13 protein-coding genes and 1 pseudogene are annotated in these 16882 nt (G+C 65.9%); 9 read left to right on the top strand and 5 right to left on the bottom strand.

The window, feature by feature from the left end:
• Positions 1-90: 90 nt before the first annotated feature.
• Together ACH4MY_RS28365 and ACH4MY_RS28360 are read right to left on the bottom strand one after the other, a co-directional pair.
• Entirely contained in the window at positions 91-1026 is a 936-nt protein-coding gene (locus ACH4MY_RS28365) for a DUF5655 domain-containing protein (protein WP_398006579.1), read from the bottom strand.
• Positions 1027-1099: 73 nt separating this feature from the next.
• Positions 1100-3553 (bottom strand): WD40 repeat domain-containing protein, encoded by a 2454-nt coding sequence (locus tag ACH4MY_RS28360; protein ID WP_398006578.1) that lies wholly within the window; start codon positions 3551-3553, stop codon positions 1100-1102.
• 200 nt (positions 3554-3753) lie between these two features.
• Here ACH4MY_RS28360 and ACH4MY_RS28355 point away from each other — a divergent pair, with 200 nt between their 5' ends.
• The 3 genes from ACH4MY_RS28355 (at position 3754) to ACH4MY_RS28345 (ending at position 6489) form a co-directional block, all read left to right on the top strand.
• Positions 3754-3987, top strand: coding sequence for a hypothetical protein (locus tag ACH4MY_RS28355; RefSeq protein ID WP_148001723.1), 234 nt, complete (start codon positions 3754-3756; stop codon positions 3985-3987).
• Between the two features lie 403 nt (positions 3988-4390).
• Complete coding sequence (locus ACH4MY_RS28350; protein ID WP_148001722.1) at positions 4391-5716, top strand: DNA cytosine methyltransferase; 1326 nt, start codon at positions 4391-4393, stop codon at positions 5714-5716.
• Complete coding sequence (locus ACH4MY_RS28345; protein WP_398006577.1) at positions 5713-6489, top strand: very short patch repair endonuclease; 777 nt, start codon at positions 5713-5715, stop codon at positions 6487-6489. The genes ACH4MY_RS28350 and ACH4MY_RS28345 overlap by 4 nt, the downstream gene beginning before the upstream one ends.
• 6 nt (positions 6490-6495) lie before the next feature.
• On the opposite strand, the gene ACH4MY_RS28340 is transcribed toward ACH4MY_RS28345, so the two are convergent.
• Positions 6496-6684 carry an AbrB/MazE/SpoVT family DNA-binding domain-containing protein gene (locus tag ACH4MY_RS28340; protein WP_030882202.1) on the bottom strand — a complete coding sequence of 63 codons (189 nt, stop codon included), beginning with the start codon at positions 6682-6684 and terminating at the stop codon, positions 6496-6498.
• A gap of 233 nt (positions 6685-6917) precedes the next feature.
• Between ACH4MY_RS28340 and ACH4MY_RS28335 the strand changes: the two genes are divergently transcribed.
• The 3 genes from ACH4MY_RS28335 to ACH4MY_RS28325 are packed head-to-tail and all read left to right on the top strand — an operon-like array spanning position 6918 to position 11594.
• A complete protein-coding gene (locus ACH4MY_RS28335) occupies positions 6918-9263 on the top strand; it encodes an ATP-binding protein (protein WP_148001721.1) in 2346 nt (781 codons plus the stop codon).
• 10 nt (positions 9264-9273) lie between these two features.
• On the top strand, positions 9274-10932 hold the full coding sequence (locus ACH4MY_RS28330) for a DEAD/DEAH box helicase family protein (RefSeq protein ID WP_398006576.1): 1659 nt from the start codon (positions 9274-9276) through the stop codon (positions 10930-10932).
• A gap of 5 nt (positions 10933-10937) precedes the next feature.
• Positions 10938-11594 (top strand): hypothetical protein, encoded by a 657-nt coding sequence (locus ACH4MY_RS28325; RefSeq protein ID WP_148001719.1) that lies wholly within the window; start codon positions 10938-10940, stop codon positions 11592-11594.
• 582 nt (positions 11595-12176) lie between these two features.
• On the opposite strand, the gene ACH4MY_RS28320 is transcribed toward ACH4MY_RS28325, so the two are convergent.
• On the bottom strand, positions 12177-12656 hold the full coding sequence (locus ACH4MY_RS28320; protein ID WP_398006575.1) for a winged helix-turn-helix domain-containing protein: 480 nt from the start codon (positions 12654-12656) through the stop codon (positions 12177-12179).
• Between the two features lie 139 nt (positions 12657-12795).
• Here ACH4MY_RS28320 and ACH4MY_RS28315 point away from each other — a divergent pair, with 139 nt between their 5' ends.
• Both ACH4MY_RS28315 and ACH4MY_RS28310 read left to right on the top strand, forming a co-directional pair.
• Positions 12796-13986, top strand: a complete 1191-nt coding sequence (locus ACH4MY_RS28315) for a hypothetical protein (protein WP_398006574.1) — start codon at positions 12796-12798, stop codon at positions 13984-13986.
• A gap of 74 nt (positions 13987-14060) precedes the next feature.
• Positions 14061-15224, top strand: a pseudogene (locus ACH4MY_RS28310) (ISAzo13 family transposase); the annotation flags it as partial.
• An 82-nt stretch (positions 15225-15306) separates the two neighbouring features.
• On the opposite strand, the gene ACH4MY_RS28305 reads toward ACH4MY_RS28310, so the two are convergent.
• Positions 15307-15474, bottom strand: a complete 168-nt coding sequence (locus ACH4MY_RS28305) for a hypothetical protein (protein ID WP_187283719.1) — start codon at positions 15472-15474, stop codon at positions 15307-15309.
• 226 nt (positions 15475-15700) lie between these two features.
• Between ACH4MY_RS28305 and ACH4MY_RS28300 the strand changes: the two genes are divergently transcribed.
• Positions 15701-16846, top strand: a complete 1146-nt coding sequence (locus tag ACH4MY_RS28300; RefSeq protein WP_398006573.1) for a hypothetical protein — start codon at positions 15701-15703, stop codon at positions 16844-16846.
• Positions 16847-16882: the final 36 nt, after the last annotated feature.

The raw sequence follows: 16882 nt of genomic DNA, 5'->3' as shown, positions 1-16882 counted from the left end.
GAACGAAGAGCCCGGGGCCAACGGGCCGCAGACGTCGAAGGGCGGCTGGAACATCGAGAAACCGATGCTCCAGCCTCCCTTTTACTTCTGTCAGGCTGCCTCAAACGCCCGCCGGATCAACGGCGCAGCCTTCTCCAGGTCCGCGGCCGAAGCAAGACGCACCTCCAGGTCCCCCGTCCCGAGATGCCCGACACCGCGCATGTCCCGGGTGAAGCCCTCCTCCAGCACGACCGCGTCCGGGTCGAGTCTGAGATAGACCAGGATCGCCTCGTGCTTCGGACGGAAGATCACCGACGCGACGTTCACCAGCCGCCGGTAGGCGATGTAATGCCGCAGCACCGCCACCTCGACCTCGCCCCACGCCGTGAGCGCCGCGTCCAGCTCCGCGTACAGGTCCCGCAGGGACTCCGGCACGAGGCCGGCACCCGCCGGCGAAGGCGTTGCCGCAGGTGTCGGCGCGCTGCCGACCCCCGCGTCCCGCTCCCGGCTCCGCCGAGACGAAGCGGCGCTCGCTGAGCCGGGCGAGGAATCGACAAGCAGCAGACTCAGCAGGCCGCCCTCGAAGACCCGGTAGCGCACCAGGTCGATCTGCTCGGGCAGCCACTGCACGGCCACACGGTCGTGGTGGGAGAAGCCGGCCGCGATGCAGACCACCCGCGGACGCCGCCAGTCGATCGACTCTGCGGCCTCCGCCCCCAGCACCTTCCGGACCAGCGCCTCGAACTCGTGCTGCGCCGAACGCAGCCAGGACAGATACGAGACCGCCTGCGACAGCACCCCGCTGTCGGAGCCCCTCTTGAACTCGATCACGACTGGGCTGCCGTTCTCGTCCAGCCCCAGAGTGTCGATGCGGCCCCGGTGCCATGGACCGGTCGCGTACTCCGACGCCACGAACCGGATACCGAGCATCTGCTCCAGCCCGGCCTCGACCCGCCGCTGCAGCTCCACCTCCAGCGCCACCGTCGAACCGGACAGCTCGACATCCCGCCCGCCCGCGTCCCGCCGGAAAAACATCAGCTCGGCCACCAGCGCCCCCTCCGTGATCTCTGCAGGGACCAATCAACGGGAGGCTCTGGGTATTCCGCCGTGCTTTCTTGGATCAACCTCGAGATCCGACGAAACTGCTCACCAATGGAGGCACCCACAACCGAACGGTGCAATCGACGCTCGCGGTGGCGAGCACGGAACTGTCCGGGGAGAAGGTGACTGCCGTCACGGCATCATGGTGGCCGGTGAGAGGCTCTCCCACGGGTTGGTGAGTGGACGGGTCCCAAAGGCGCACAGTGCGATCGCTGCTGGCCGTGGCGATCAGGCTGCCGTCGGGGGAGAAGGCCACCGCCGCGACGGCAGCACCGTGGCCGCTCAGGGGCTTTCCAACTGGTTGGTGGGTAGTCGCATCCCATAGCTGTATCGAGTGATCATCGCCGGCGGTGGCGATCAAGTTGCCGTCGGGGGAAAAGGCCACGGAGCTGACAGAGCCGCTGTGGCCGCCGAGGAGTTCGCCTGTTGATGTGCGACTGGCTGCGTCCCATAGCGGCACTGCGCCGGTATCGGTGGAGGTGGCGATCAACTTGCCATCAGGGGAGAAAGCGACCCCCGTTACGAGTCCGTGGTGGCTGATCAGCGGGTCGCCGGAAGGCTGCTGAGTAGTCGGCGACCACAGTCGTACGGCGCCACCGTCGTTGGCGACGGCGAGCAGGGTTCCGGTGGGGGAGAAGACCACCGATGTGATGGGGCCGAGGTGGTCGGCCAGCGGGCGACCTGCCGGCGCTCGGGTGGCCGCGTCCCACAGGCGTACCGCGCCGCCGCGGTCCGCCGTTGCGATCAGAGCGCCGTCGGGGGAGTAAGCCACAGCCATTACCGAGTCACGGTGATTCGTCAGGGGCCTGCCGACTGATCGCCTGTCGGCCGGGTCCCAGAATCGCACCGTATCGTCGGCACTCGCTGTCGCGAGTTGGGTCCCGTCGGGGGAGAACATCACCGACCAGACCGCGTCGCGATGGCCGATCAGTGGAGCCAGGGAGAAACCTTCACCGTTCTTGAGCGCGGTGAGGACACTTCTACTGGCGAGACCCCGCGCGGTCAGAAGGTTGAGCCGAGCTCTCAGTTCGGTGTTCTCAGCGGTCAGGCTCTCGTGCGAGTCCTCGCCGTGACACGTACGCTGCGCCGGGACGGGTGCAGGCGGGGCCTCCTCGGCTTTCGATAGCCGTACCTTTTGATCATAACCAGCGGTGGCGAGCAGGCTTCCGTCCGGGGAGAACGTGACGGCCGTGGCGGAGCTGGTGTGGCCGGTGAGGGGTGCTCCGACGGCCTGGAGGGTGGCAGGGTCCCAAAGGCGAACCATGCCGTCGATGTCGGTGGTGGCGAGCAGGCTTCCGTCCGGAGAGAACGCGACGGCCGTGGCGGAGCCGGTGTGGCCGGTGAGGGGTGCTCCGACGGCCTGGTGAGTGGCCAGGTCCCAAAGGCGAACCATGCCGTCGTCGCTCGCGGTGGCGAGCAGGTCGCCGATGGGAGAGAAAGCCACTGCCCTGACGGGACCGGAGTGGCCCATCAAGGGCTTGCCAACTGTCTGGCGAGTTATGGGGTCCCAAAGACGCGCCATGCCGTCGAAGCCGGCGGTGGCGAACAGACCGCCGCCAGGGGAGAATCTCACCGCTGTGACGGGTCCGGTGTGGCCGATCAGCGGCTCTCCTACGGCTTCGAGGGTGTGACGATCCCAAAGGCGTACGGTGCGATCGAAGCTGGCGGCGGCCAGCAGATTGCCGTCGGGGGAGAACGCCACCTCCGTGACCGCCCTGTTCTTCGTGGTCAGGAGTGCCTTGACCTCCTTATGGGCGGCGGGATCCCAAAGGCGCACCTTGCCGTCGTCACAGGCAGTGGCAAGCAGGCTGCCATCAGGGGAGAACACGACTGACCTCATGATGCTGCTCTTGGGAACAGTCAGGGGCTCACCGACGGTTTGGTGGGTGGCGGGGTTCCAGAGAGTCACCACTCCGGCGGCGCTGGCGGTTGCCATCATGTCGCCATCGGGCCGGAAAGCTACTGACCATACGAAGCCCGAGTGGGGCAACACCGGTGGCGCGGGACGAAATCTCAGGCGTCGGCTGTTCTCCGTTGGCGTAGGCGAGTTCGTCAGGTTGGCTGGCGTATCGAGAGCTGGCGCGGTCGGTGAGGTGTCAACCGGGGCAGGTGCCCGCACCGGCTCGGAAGCCGAGGGCGCGTAGCGGACCTCGATGCGCAGCTGTTCGAGCCGGGTCCACTCCGTACGCCATGACTCGACTGCCGGATCATTGCGGCTAACTGGAGACCGGCGATCGCTGGAAAAACTCAGTATTGCCTGGACGAGGGCGATGAGGTAGTCGAGCCTGGGCAGGCGCTTTCCACCGAGGGCTTCACTGATCCCGGAGGGCGACAACGACTGCCCTTTGGGCGCGGCCCGGCTGATCTCGCGCTGGGTGGGGCGGCCGCAATCGACCTGCAACTTCCGGAGGTTGGCGGCGAAACCCTCGAGTTCGCGGTCGAACGCGGCCCTGGAAGCGTCCTCATGCGCCACGTACGTCCCCCCGATGGTCTGTGGGGCTCAGCGTAGGACGCTGGTTGCCGAACAGGACCGAATTTCGCCGAACACCACCGTACAGAGTGCGTGTTCGCTCGTTGTGCCATGCCGTACGGCGATGGCCGGCGGCGATCGAGTCTAACCGGGTTCGTTCGCGCTGTATGAGGCATGGCGGCTGGGGCTGGTGTGCTGGGCGCATGGATGAAATCGAAAAGACCACTCCGTCCCCGGCTCAGCGGGCTGCCCTCACGCACGACTCGGCGGAGGTGGCGTCCCCCCGGGATCGGGTTCTCGACCTCGTCGCGCTGCTGGTCCTGATCACGCTCTCGGCGGGTGTCTTCATGCTCGCCGGCCCCGAGGCGTTCACTGCGGTGACGAGCGTCGGTTTGGGCTTGTTCGCGGCCTGGCGTGGCAGGCCGCCGCGTTCGTGACCGCCCGGCCGTGGGAACGGCCGCTCGGCCCGTGGTCACGGAGCGCTATCGGGTTGATCGGCTGAGGGGATATCGGGAGGTGGCCGTCCGGCCGCCTCCCGTGTCCGTTGACCAGCACGCTCGCACGAGCCTGGAGGGGCGGACGGGACGTGTCGACTCCGTTGCGCGACAGCGTGCTCGGTGACCCAGGACCTGACGGCCGAGTCGACACCCGCGCGGGGCCGTGATCTGAGCCCTCCTTTCTGGTCTCGGACCCCCGGGCGACCTGCGGCTGAGCTCGATGAGGCCTCGGCCGGTGCATTGCTGGGAGCACCTGACCGAACCATCTTCGGCTACTCGTGAAAGTGACGTGATCCTCTCGACAGCGGTCACAGTGATCATATTTCCGCGGTATGCTTTCGCAATGGTTGAACTGCAAGAAGAGTCAAAGCGTGATCGCACCGGGGTCGAGCTGTTCGCGGGCGCGGGGGGCCTCGCCATGGCGGTCCACGGGGCGGGCTTCCGGCCATTGCTGTTCAACGAGTTCGCCCCGCGAGCGTGTCAGACCCTGGAGGCGAACGGGGCGAAGCCTCGGGGGGACGAGGAGCGCATCCCCGAGCCCGGGGAGCCGTGGCCGCTGGTGGCGGGCGATGTCCAGGACCTGGATATGCGCTATCTACGTGGTCGTGTCGACGTCCTCGCTGGCGGTCCGCCGTGCCAGCCGTTCAGCCTGGGTGGGATCGCCAAGGGGGACGAGGACAGGCGCAACATGTTCCCTCAGATGTTCAAGGCGATGCGCCAGATCCGGCCCAAGGCCGTCATCTGTGAGAACGTCGTGGGACTGCTCAGGCCATCGTTCAAGCCGTACCTCGACTACATCTTGCGCGAGATGGAGATGCCCTTCGAGCTACGAGATCCCGAGGTTCCTTGGCAGAAGCACGATGAGGCCCTCATCGAGGCCAGGCGCGGGACCGCCGGCGATCCGTCGGAGCGTTACAAGGTGGTGATGACGCGCGTAAACGCCGCCGATTACGGGGTCCCCCAGATCAGGCACCGCATCATCATCGTCGCCTTCCGGGAGGACCTTGGCGTCGACATCGACCAGTTCAACGAGGACGTGCTTCCCCAGTACTCCGAGCAGGCGCTATTCCGGTCCATGCTTGACGATTCCGACGACTCGTATTGGAAGCGTCATCCCGAAGTCCCCGATCACGTGCGCGCCCTGGCCGTGGCCAGGGCCAGGGCCGGGATCCGTAAGGACGTTTCACTCACTCCGGATGAATCGAAGCCCTGGCGCACCTTCCGGGACGCCATCGCCGGCATCGACGAGAACGAGGGCAAGCCCCTGCCGAAGGTCCCCTGGGACAGGCTCGACCGCAAGGAGTATCGCGCCGGCGGGTTCACCGATCACATTGGATGGCCCGGCGCTCGGATTTACAAGGGCCACACGCCCAATGAACTGGACCGTCCCGCCAAGACCGTGAAGGCCGGCGTGCATGGCGTCCCGGGCGGGGAGTCCGTGATGCTGACCGATGAGCTGGAGACCCCCGGAGGCGCTACCTACAGGCACAGGTACATGACTGTGCGCGAGACGGCCCGCGTCATGACTTTCCCCGACGATTGGAAGCTCGAAGGACCTCGTGGGGAGAAGATGCGGCAGCTGGGCAACGCGGTCCCGGTGAAGCTTGGCGCGGTATTCGCCAATGCGGTAGCGAAGGCCCTCGATACGGCGTCGGGGTCAAGGACGTGATCGATGTGGCGAAGCCACCTCAGAGCCGCTGGAACGACAGGCTGCCCCCCGATCGCGCCTGGAAAGGCCGGTCGGGAAGGACCCGGAAGGCACTGTCCGCCGAACAGGATAAGGCGGCGGGCGGTCGCCATCGGCGTGAGATTGACCTGGGTGACGGCCGCGTGGCTCACGCCTCGGTCTCATTGAGGGTCCTGCCCAAGACGCGGCGCATCCGTGCGTCACTGCGGTGGGGTGACGGGAGGAAGTCCCCGGAGCGCTATCTGGGTGAGGTCGAACACGACAGCCGTGAGGCCAACCTCGCTGAGGGATGGCGGCTGGCCTGGGCTAGGGGCCTCTTGAGGGCGGAGACGTTGCCCGAGGGCTCGACAGCCTCGACGCCGGCGGTCCGTGCCTCAATGAAAGGCAACCGTGGAAGGGATACGAAGCCCGAGAAGGCCCTCAGGTCCCTCCTCTTCAAGGGAGGGCTTCGCTACCGGGTCAACGCACCGCCGATCCAGGGCCTCCGGCGTAGCGCGGATGTGCTGTTCCCGAAGGCGCGAGTCGCGGTCTTCGTCGATGGCTGCTTCTGGCACGTCTGCCCAGAGCATCATCGACCAGCGACGAAGAACAAGGACTTCTGGGCGGGGAAGTTCGCCGAGAACCAGCGGCGGGACGCCGAGACCAACCGGATCCTGGAGGAAGCGGGCTGGACGGTCGTCCGGGCTTGGGAGCACGAGGCACCGGAGGAGGTGGCACGACGGGTCATCTCAGCGGTCCGGCGTGCGACCGGCTAGCTGCGGCTACAGCGCCTCGCCATGCAGTAGGTCGTCGATGGCGTCGGTCAACCTGCGCAGCACGATACGGCCGTCACCATCGCTGTACGCGAGGACGACACTCCCTGTGTCGAGACCGGCCTCGGCGAGAATCCCCAAGGGGATCTCCACCCGGCCGCTCGCATCGATGGTGACTTGCGCTGGTTCCCGGATCATGACGCGAGTCTCGCACGCGGTGAACCGCGGGGCGCTCCCCGGGACAGGGTGCGGAGTGGTTCCAGCAGGGGTTTCGAGATCTACGTCCCACGGGGACTGGTGCTGCCCATTAGGGTTGACGTCATGTTGGTGGATGCCCCGGGACCGGGGCCGGCGGGGGCGCCTAGACGCTGGTGGGCGCGCTTCGCGTCCGCCGGCCACGCATCTGTTCACGACGAAGACGGGGGCCGACTGTGACCGAGAACCAGTACATCAACGTCACGCCACACCCGCGCATCTTGGGTGTGCTTGGCGACATCGAGTTCTCTCACTGGCAGTGCCTGGCCGAGTTGATCGACAACTCCTTCGACGAGTTCCAGGCTGCTGGCGGAACGGTCGACCGGCCCTCGGTCGCGGTCTCGCTCCCCCCGGCCAATTCGCAGCGTGCGACGGCCGAGATCAAGGTGCAGGACAACGGGCGGGGCATGAGCCTGGATGCCGTCACCAACGCCATCAGCGCGGGCTGGACGAGTAACGGTCGACATGGTTCCCTCGGCCTGTTCGGCATGGGCTTCAACATCAGTACAGCCCGGCTCGGTCGGCGTACCACGGTACGCACCAGCCGGGCGGGCGATCCGGACTGGATCGAGGTGACCCTGGACCTGGCGCGGATCGCCAACTCCTCCAAGTACCAGGCACCGTACCGCTTGGTGCCTAAGACGAATCTTGACGAGCACGGCACCACAGTCACGATCGGTGAGCTCAAGCAGGACCAATACACCACGCTCTGTCGCCCTCAGACTCAGACCGTGATCCGGGAAAAGCTCGGAGACGTCTACAGCTACCTGCTGGCGGAGAAGGGCTTCCTGCTCACGCTCAACGGCAAGAAGGTCAGGCCACGCCTGCCCTGCGTCTGGGATGAGAAGCGGACAGTCACCCGCCAGGGCGTGGAGATCCATGCCGTACAGAGGATCGACCGTTCTCTGAGCCCCAAGAAGGCGTGCATGGCGTGCGGGTACTGGAGCACTGCCGACGCGGAGCAGTGTGAGGAATGCGGTCAGGACCGCCTGGAACTGCGGGAGCGCAGGATCTGGGGCTGGATCGGGATCCAGCGCTACCTTCACCGCACCGACTACGGGCTGGACTTCCTCCGCAACGGGCGCAAGATCATACTCAAAGACAAGCGTGTCTTCTTCTGGGAAGACGAGGACGGCATCGCGGAGCCGGATCCGGAGTACCCCATCGACTCCGGTGTCGTGAAAATGGGCCGGATCGTCGGTGAGATCCATTGTGACCACGTCACTCCGAACTATCAGAAGAACGCCTTCGAGTTCGAGACAGCCGAATGGCGTCAAGTCCTGCGCGAGGTCCGCGGGACCAGTCCCCTACGCCCCAAGATCGCCAAGAACCTTGGGCTGCCGGAGAACCGCAGCCCTCTCGCCCTGCTCTACGCGGGCTTCCGTCGCCAGGACCCGGGGCTCAACTACCTGATCCCCGGCGATGGACGTAACGCTATCCACGAGACGGCGGCGAAGTGGGCCGGGTTGATGCGGAAGGGCGACTACGACTACCAGACCGACGAGGTCTGGTACCGAGCCGCCTACCAGCACGACAACCCAATAGTGGTCGACCCGCAACCGGAGAACGACGACATCCTCCCTGGGTTCGGGGCTGGACTCCTCGACCTGGATGACGAGCCGGAAGGCGGTACTGCGCCGGGCGCGACAGCCCCGACCGCGGCTGGTCAAGAACTGCCCGAGGACGAGATCGCGCCGGCGGAAACGCTGGATCAGCGGCTCGAGCGATACCGAGACAGCGCCGACCCCATCGTGGACCTGACAGGCTCGTACTACCTTGAAGAATTGGGCCGGGTGGATCTGACGGCCTGGGCGGTCCGCGGACAGAACCTCGTCACCAAGGATGAGCGGCCCGCGCCTGTGATCGTCTCGATGGTCCGAGCCCCGAACCTGGACGTCTTCGTCGACACCGGCCACTCGCTCTTCCGCGAACATGGCGCGGACATGCGCGACCTGGCGCTCGTCGAGGTCGCGGAGTTCATGCGGGTACGGGCGAACACCGTGTCGATGCCCTTGAGTGAGATCGTGGCACAGCTCAAGAGCCACACCTCCAGCCCTCGACTGACGCCGGCGGCGACGGCGGAGGAATCCGAGAGGCTTCTGGAGCAGGTGCGCGTGGCGATGGTGACGCCCGTGTCGGCGAACCCGGCGGTGCACTGGCTCCTGCTCACGAAGGATGAACGAGCTGACGCCGAGCGCCGATTCGCGGTCGAGGCCGACGGAGCGTCCCCCTGGAACGACGCGATCTCCAGCGGTGAGTTCATGCGCTATGTCCCGGCCAGCGCCGTCATCCGCATCATCCAGGACTCCCCGGAGACATTCCTCGACGGGTGCGTCTTCAAGCGCGGGTACATCGCTCTGAGCGATCCCGGCGCTCGAGCGCTCGTCGTGGAGCGACTGATCAACCCCCTGGGGGACCTCGCGCTCCTGGAACAGCACCGTCCACGCCTGGACGTGGAGGAACTGGCCCGGATCAGGATCAGCTGCAGACTCATCGCGCGCGACCTCGCCGACAACACATAGGGAGAGCGGAATGCGATTCCTTGACGCCGCCTCCCTGCTGGACTCCGGCCCACTGCAGTTCCCTCGCCGCATTGAACGCCTCCTGTGGCACCTGGGCTTCTCTGATGTGTCCAACATCGACGGCTCCGGTGACGAGGGAGGCGACATCCTCGCTCTCCACAAGGGCGAGATCTGGGTGATCCAGTGCAAGTGGAAGCGACACGGAGCCGTAGGGGCCGACGCGGTGGACGAGGTCGCTCGCGCTCGGGACCACTATCGCGCCCACAAAGCCGTCGTCGTCACCAACACTCGCTTCAGCCCTGAGGCCCGGAAGCGGGTGGCGAATCTGGCACGCCTAGGCCCTGGGATCCTTCTGTGGGGCGGGACGGACCTGACGACCAGCTTCGACCGGGTACCGCGCCGCTTTGGGAGAGTGACGCCACGGCCGTACCAGGTCGAGGCACTCCAGGCACTGACCGACGATCTCGATGCCTCGGGTCGTGCGCTCCTCGTACTGGCCACCGGCTTGGGTAAAACGGTCGTCGGAGGCGAGGTGATCGCGGCGCACCTGCGACGCGTCCCCGAGGACCAGGTCCTGGTCGTCGCACACGCGAAAGACCTCGTCCAGCAACTAGAACGGGCGCTCTGGCGGCACCTACCCAAGGATGTCCCGACGCGGCTCCTCACGGGTGACACCCGCCCCGACGATCTCTCCGGCCTCACCTGCGCGACGGTCGGCTCGGCGTTGTCGGCCGCCCGATTCGGATACCGCCCAGGCCTCGTCATGATCGACGAAGCCCACCACGTGGGTGAGGAAGGCCAGTACGACGAGCTGCTGGAACTCCTCAGATCGGCAAGGCATCTGGGCGTCACGGCGACCCCATGGCGCGGTGACAAGCATGACATCACCCATCAGCTCGGCGCCCCCAGCTTCAGCCTGGGGATCGAGGAGGGTATGCGGCGCGGCTACCTCGCGCAGGTTGACTACCGCCTATTCGTCGACGACATCAACTGGGATATCGTCCGCGAGGCCAGTAACCACTCATACGGACTTGCCGAACTCAACGCCAAGCTCTTCCTGCCGCAGCGGGATGAAGCCATCCGCGACGAGCTGGCCACCGCATGGGCCGGCACGCGCAACCCCCGCGCCATTGTTTTCTGCCGGACTATCGAACATGCCGAGCGGCTCGCTGACATGCTGCGGCGCACGCCCCTTTGGTCAGGTGCCCTCGCCATCCACGCGGGACTTGCCAAGAGAGAGCGGCAGAACCGCCTACTCGCCTTCCGGGCCGGCGAAGTGCCCATCCTGACGGCGATCGACATCCTCAACGAGGGTGTGGATGTGCCGGACGTGAATATCCTCTGCTTCGCGCGAGTCACTCACTCCCGCCGTATCTTCGTTCAGCAGCTCGGGCGCGGCCTCCGCCTGCGCGAGGGAAAGGAGCGCGTCACGGTGTTGGACTTCGTCAGCGACCTCCGCCGCATCGCCGCCGCTCTCAAGCTCAAGCGCGCGCTTGAGGGGGATGGCGAGATCGAGACCCTTGCGAAGATCACCCCGTCGAACATCGACTTCAGCGACCAGAAGGTGGCCACCCTCATGGACGAGTGGATCAAGGACGCGGCCAGTCTTGAGACCGCGTACGACGAGCACCGACTCCAGTTCCCCGCCACCCGCGCCCCCCAGGAGTAATCACCGTGGCCTTGCAGCAGCTGCCCGCACCCATTCGCGAGCGCCTTCTCATCGAGATCTACCAGCAGGCCAACGACATGGACTGGGAGTTCTTGAGTCTCACCGAGAAGACGAACCAGTACCGGCGATGGATCGAGGACCCCAAGGTCGGCGGAGTCCTGCTCGCCTACGGGCCGGAGAAGGACGCCCGGGTCTGGATCAAGGATGTCCCCATGAAGGAGTACGCCCGAGCGCAGGAGGGGATCGGGAACTATGCCCGCTACGCGGTAAAACGATTCCAAGGGCCGGAGGAAATCGTTCGTGCGGCATGTGGCAGCGGCTGGGCGATGAAGCCCGATTCGGTGGGGGAGAAGCCGAACCACTGCTACGCCATCGCCGGCGGCGCCACTCGATACATTTGCTGGGGCCGCGCTGGGAACTTTCGTGACCTCGTATGGGCTGCGCTGAACGAGGCCATCGACTCGACGGAGCGGCCCGCGATCGTCATCACGACTCGCAACGGCGAGACTGTCTCCACGGCCGATCAGACGCGCCAGGAACGACTCGCACTGCGTTGCGGCGCCGACCTGCGTTATCTCCATCGCGAGATGGTGCCTAACCCCGACTACCTGGGGGCGGCGGGCGATGGCCGTGGTCAGTTGCAACCTACTCTCATGGACTAGCTACTCCAGCTGGACTTCGCTGTCTGACCTGCGGGTTTCGTGGGGCAGCCGAGTGGCCGGGAACGCTGTAGGTAGCGGCTGTGCCGGGCGGTTGCTGGCGTCGTCGACGCCAGTTCGACCATCTCATCGCGTGGAGTTGTCCTCGGCGTCGGCACAGGTGTGGGGGCGAGGGCGACAAGCCGCCGGGAGTCGACGAACCTCTGCCACTGTGAGTTCGACGGTCCACGTAGTGGCGGGCCCCGCTTACTCGGACGCGGGCGGCTCCAGCTCGGGCGCCTCCTCTTGCCCGACAGTGAGCCGCAGCCAGCGGGCCCCGCTCGCCGCGGTAGAACACCTTCATCTGCTCCAGGACCTCGATTAGAGCGGCGGTGTCGTAGCTGCCGGGCTTGAGGTGGAAGCACAACCGAGGCCCGCGGTCCGGGTCGGTGGCATGGTAGCCGAGGGCGCCGGCCATCGACGCGCGCTCCCAGTTCAGCCGGTGCCGCAGAAGCGGGGTGCGGCCGCGGGGTGCGTCGGTGCGGCGGACCTGCGGCAGCAGCGAGACGCCTGATTCGTCGAGGAAGACGATCCAGGCAGGTGTGTTCACCGCCCCTTTTTGATCCGTGGCCACTCGTGCGCGATCCAGCGGGCGATCTCCGACTCGTCGCGCTCCACCGCCCGCCGTTCGGGCCGCTGCAGACTCCAACCGAGCCGGCCGGTCAGCAGCCGCCACACCGAGGCCTTCGACAGCCTCACCCCCGTCACCCGTTCGGCCACCAGGCCGACCCGCTCCAGGGTCCACAGATCAGCCTCGAAACCATGCGCCTGGGCGCCCCGCTCCAGCGCGGTCCGCACCCGCTCGACCTGGGCATCGTCCAGTTTGGGCGGGCGACCGGTGGCGGGGCGCCGGCGCAGAGCATCGGCGCCGTTCTTCTCCCAGACACGCTTCCACCGCCGCACGCTCTCCTTGCTGACCCCGAGCATCCGTGCGATCTCGGCACCCGAACGTCCCTGATCGAACAACTCGGCCGCCCGCACACGCCGGGCCTCGGCCAACTGCGGCCGCGTCAAAGGGAGGAACAACAGGCGAAGGCTTGAAAGACACCACAGCAGGGTCCCACCAACGAATCCATCACACCCATGGAACTAACGAAAAAGATTAGTAGGGTGCCCTTGGCGGATATTCAGCCTGGAATAGCCGCCGCCTACCCCAGGGGGCCAGATGACCGACCACACTGACGACGGGACCGAGGGCGAAGCCGGCGGGGAAGACCGCACGCCCGCCCCGCAGCCGGAGAGCCCCCCCAACGCGCCCGCGGTTCCGGAGGGAATCAGCGCTACAACGGCAAGCGCCGTTCCGCCGACGACTGTTCCGGTCCCTCGTAAGAGGGAGCGAGTCAAGGTCGTGCGGCCGACGGTCACCTTCGGACCCGTCGAGAACGGCCTCGACTACCTCCTCAGCGTCACCGAGCACCTGTCTGGAAAGCCCCAGCCCCGTGACCTGAAGTACGCCATCCTGCACCTAGCAGCCGCCACTGAAGTGCTCTTCAAAGCGCGCCTGCAACAGGAGCACTGGTCGCTTGTCTTCGAGAATCCCCGAGATGCCACACGGAGCCGCTTTGAGGCCGCTGACTTCATTAGCTGTGGCTCGGAGGAAGCTCTCGACCGCCTTGAGAAGATCGCAGGTCTTGACATTACGCAAACCGGCTCCACTAAGGGCGATTTGGCGCGACTGATCAAGTGGCGTAACGCTCTCCAGCATTACGGCCTTATCGCTGTCCAGGTGGACGGAAAGGGAACTCAGGCTGTCTACGCGCACGCGGTGGAGAAGCTGGCCGCGAACCTACTGGCTTTCCTGATTCCTTTCGTGCGAGAGCACCTGCGCCCCAAGGTGATCCATCGAAAGCCAGGAGAGTGGAACTTCGACGCTGAGATCGCGAAGGTTACCGCAGGTCTTGCCAACATCGAGAAGTATCTAGAGTTCCGCTGGGCAAAGCTACTCCCCGAGCTGGAACCGCTCAAGGATTCGACAGTCACCTGCCCCCTCTGCAAGCAACCTGCGCTGGTGGTGGATGGAAACAGTGACTGTCGATTCTGTGAGACTCAGGTGCGACGCAGCGACCACATCGCCCTTGAGTACGTTAGCGAGATTCAAGAACTCGACCTGCACACTCACTACAAGGATGGCGGGGAAGACCTTGTTCTCGAGTGTCCTGACTGCGGTGTTGACGCGCTGGTGACGGACGTCGAGTTTGTCTCCGGACGCACCATTGCATTCCTCTGCTTCGCCTGCGCATCCGAGTTCGAGGAGCTTGACTTCTGCACCTCCTGTTCGAAGCCGATCGAGGAAGGCGACGAGGATGGGCACGGGATGTGCGAGGACTGTTTTGGTGCCCGGCTGGAGAGGTTTTGACCTTTGCAGACTTGATCTAAGGGCTTGCAGGGAATCAAGGTGTTGCTTCCCGTTCTGCGGCTCGTTGGTGTGGTATGCGCATCCCGGATGAGACTCGTAGCCACCTCTCCGTGAAGTGTGCGGTGTTGTTCCCGCATCTCGACGAGCGGCAGCGTCGGTTGCTGCTGGCTGCCGAGGCCCGAGTCCTGGGGCACGGCGGCGTCCGGGCTGTCGCACGAGCGGCCGCGGTGAGTGAGACGACGGTCCGCAAGGGCGTGCTCGAGCTGGAGGCCGGCGAGGAACCCCTGGGTTGGGTGCGGCGTCCGGGCGGGGGCCGCAAGCGAGTCGTGGAACTCGATCCGGGACTGAGGCCGGCTCTCCTGGCACTGGTCGAGCCGGACAAGAGGGGTGATCCGATGTCGCCGCTGCGGTGGACGGTGAAATCGACCCGCGCACTTGCGAGGGAACTGACCCGGGTCGGCCACCGGGTCAGCGCGGACACCGTCACCGATCTGCTGCGGGAGGAAGGCTTCAGTCTGCAGGCCAACGCCAAGACACTCGAGGGCGGTCAGCATGTGGACCGGGGCGCACAGTTCCGCTACCTCAACGAGCAGGCCCGCATGCACCGGGGCGTTGGCGAGCCGGTCATCAGCGTGGACGCCAAGAAGAAGGAGCTCGTCGGCGCGTTCAGGGACGACGGCCGCCAGTGGCGCCCGGCCGGTGATCCGGTGGTGGTGAACATGCACGACTTCGTCGACCCCCGGCTGGGGAAGGCGATCCCTTATGGGGTTTACGATCTTGCGGCGAACACCGGCTGGGTCAACGTCGGCACCGATCACGACACCGCCGCGTTCGCGGTGGGATCGATCCGCCGCTGGTGGCACGGCCGGGGCCACATCTTCTACCCGCAGGCGACACGGCTGCTGATCACCGCCGACGCGGACGGCTCCGATGGCTACCGCACCTGGGCCTGGAAACTCCAACTCGCCCGTCTCGCCGCCGAGACGGGCCTGACGATCACCGTCTGCCACCTGCCGCCGGGTACATCGAAGTGGAACAAGATCGAGCACCGCCTCTTTTCCCACATCACCATGAACTGGCGGGCCCGCCCGCTGACCAGCCACGAAGTCATCGTCCAGTGCATCTCCGCAACGACCACCCGCACCGGACTGCGCGTCCATGCCGAACTCGACAACAACACCTACCCGACCGGAGTGCAGATCGGTGACGTGGAGATGGCGGCTCTGCCACTGACCCGGCGGCCAGGGCGATCCATGTCGAGTACATGACGGACCACTCTAGGGGGCGGGTGGACGCCAGGGTGGCGCCTGCCGGGGTCTCTCAGAAGAGCATCTGCTCCATCGCCGGCGCGTCTTCCTCGAAGGGCAGGAACGTCACCCCGCCCAGCTCCACTTCGCGCTCGGAGCCGTGGCACAGGACGAGGTCCAGGGCGCGCTCGCGAGGCCGGGGGTGCTTGTGATCGGCGATCCGGCGAGTGCCTGGGTTCACGGCAACGGAGCGGCGGCAGATAGGGCAGGTGATTCGCGGCCATGCGGACATGGCCCCAGGATGGCGTACGGCACCGACATGGCCCCCGACTGGGAGCAAGCAGTTTGCTCTCCGGGGGACTTGGCCAAGGCGGGCCCTGCCTTGCTGCACGAGGGTGTATGCATGAAGGTCTAGCAGGGGCCCGGTGGCACCGCGGCCCGAGCAGACCGAGCGCCAGGGGGCTTGCATGGCATTGCGACGAGGCCGGAAAGGCGATTTGGGGCTCGAAGTCGTGTCGCTGATCGAACTCGCCCTGCCGGAGCCGGATGGGCAAAAACTGCTGATCGACCGGCACGGAGAGGCTGTGACTGCGATTGGCGATGCTCTACGTACGTCGCTGGACAACCCCTCCAGGCTGAAAGGCTGGATGACGCAGTACGCCTTCGAGGCCGTGGTGGTTGCCCTCGGCGCCGTTCGCCTTATCAAGACTGAGGACTCGGGGTTGTTCTACTTTGACGAAGCGGGCGGCGAGCTCCAGCCGCCTGACTTTCGCATCGTCCTGTCCGACGGCACGCACCTTCTGGTCGAGGTCAAGAACGTAGCCCCGAACAAGAGCCCTCTGGAGACCAAGGTGCGGGCCAAGGACATGGCTGCGGCTCAGGCTTACGCCCAGGCCACAGGCGGCCGTCTGCTCTACGCACATTTCTGGAGCGGAGTGGGTATGTGGACGCTGGTCGATCCGTCCGTCTTCAGTCTGGTCGGGAGTCACCAACGCCTGTCGCTCCTCGACGCGATCAAGGTCAGCGAGATGCACCTACTGGGGGATGGGATGCTTGCGACCAAGCCGCCCCTCACCTTCTCGGTGATCATGGACCGGGGCAAGGAACGGGTGGTGGAGCGGCTCGGGAACGGTGAAGAGACCCGTGCATTCACCATCGGTGGGGTGGAGATGCTGAACGCTGGCCAGGTCATCACCGATCCCGACGAGAGGAACTTGGCCTGGTTCCTTTTGCTGCACGGCGACTGGCCGCAGAAGCAGGAGTCTCAATTCGACGAGCTGGGACGGCTTGTGCGAATTGACTTTGTCTCGGAGCCGCAGATCCCGGATGAGGAGGTGGCCCGGCATATCGAGGAACAGGGGCTTGCGTTCTTCGGGTGCCTCAGCAAGCTTTACACGCAGCGGTTCCTCGACGCCATCACTACGGACGAGGGCGAGATCCGCGCATTGCGTGAGGAGCCCGAGCCAGCGCTTCTCGCCAAGCTGGTCGCAGATGACTATTGGGAGCGCGATCACGTTCTCAAGATCTGGCGCTTTCGTATGTACCCGCAGGGCGCCTCCCCAGCGGGCATGAGTGCCCCAGCCGCGCCTGTCGGCTCGGACTACCTCCAATGATGTACACCGCGAGACCGATGCGTTCGGCTGCTTTGG

Source organism: Streptomyces sp. NPDC017246 (assembly GCF_044331325.1).
Taxonomy (GTDB): domain Bacteria; phylum Actinomycetota; class Actinomycetes; order Streptomycetales; family Streptomycetaceae; genus Streptomyces.
The sequence above is the reverse complement of the archived record's forward strand: the minus strand, read 5'-3'. Positions and strand labels throughout refer to the sequence as shown.

Excerpts from the sequence above, each read along its gene's own strand:
- ACH4MY_RS28355 (WP_148001723.1), top strand. The coding sequence starts at position 3,754 with ATGGATGAAATCGAAAAGACCACTCCGTCCCCGGCTCAGCGGGCTGCC.
- ACH4MY_RS28350 (WP_148001722.1), top strand. The coding sequence starts at position 4,391 with ATGGTTGAACTGCAAGAAGAGTCAAAGCGTGATCGCACCGGGGTCGAG.
- ACH4MY_RS28340 (WP_030882202.1), bottom strand. The coding sequence starts at position 6,684 with ATGATCCGGGAACCAGCGCAAGTCACCATCGATGCGAGCGGCCGGGTG.
- ACH4MY_RS28330 (WP_398006576.1), top strand. The coding sequence starts at position 9,274 with ATGCGATTCCTTGACGCCGCCTCCCTGCTGGACTCCGGCCCACTGCAG.
- ACH4MY_RS28315 (WP_398006574.1), top strand. The coding sequence starts at position 12,796 with ATGACCGACCACACTGACGACGGGACCGAGGGCGAAGCCGGCGGGGAA.
- ACH4MY_RS28300 (WP_398006573.1), top strand. The coding sequence starts at position 15,701 with ATGGCATTGCGACGAGGCCGGAAAGGCGATTTGGGGCTCGAAGTCGTG.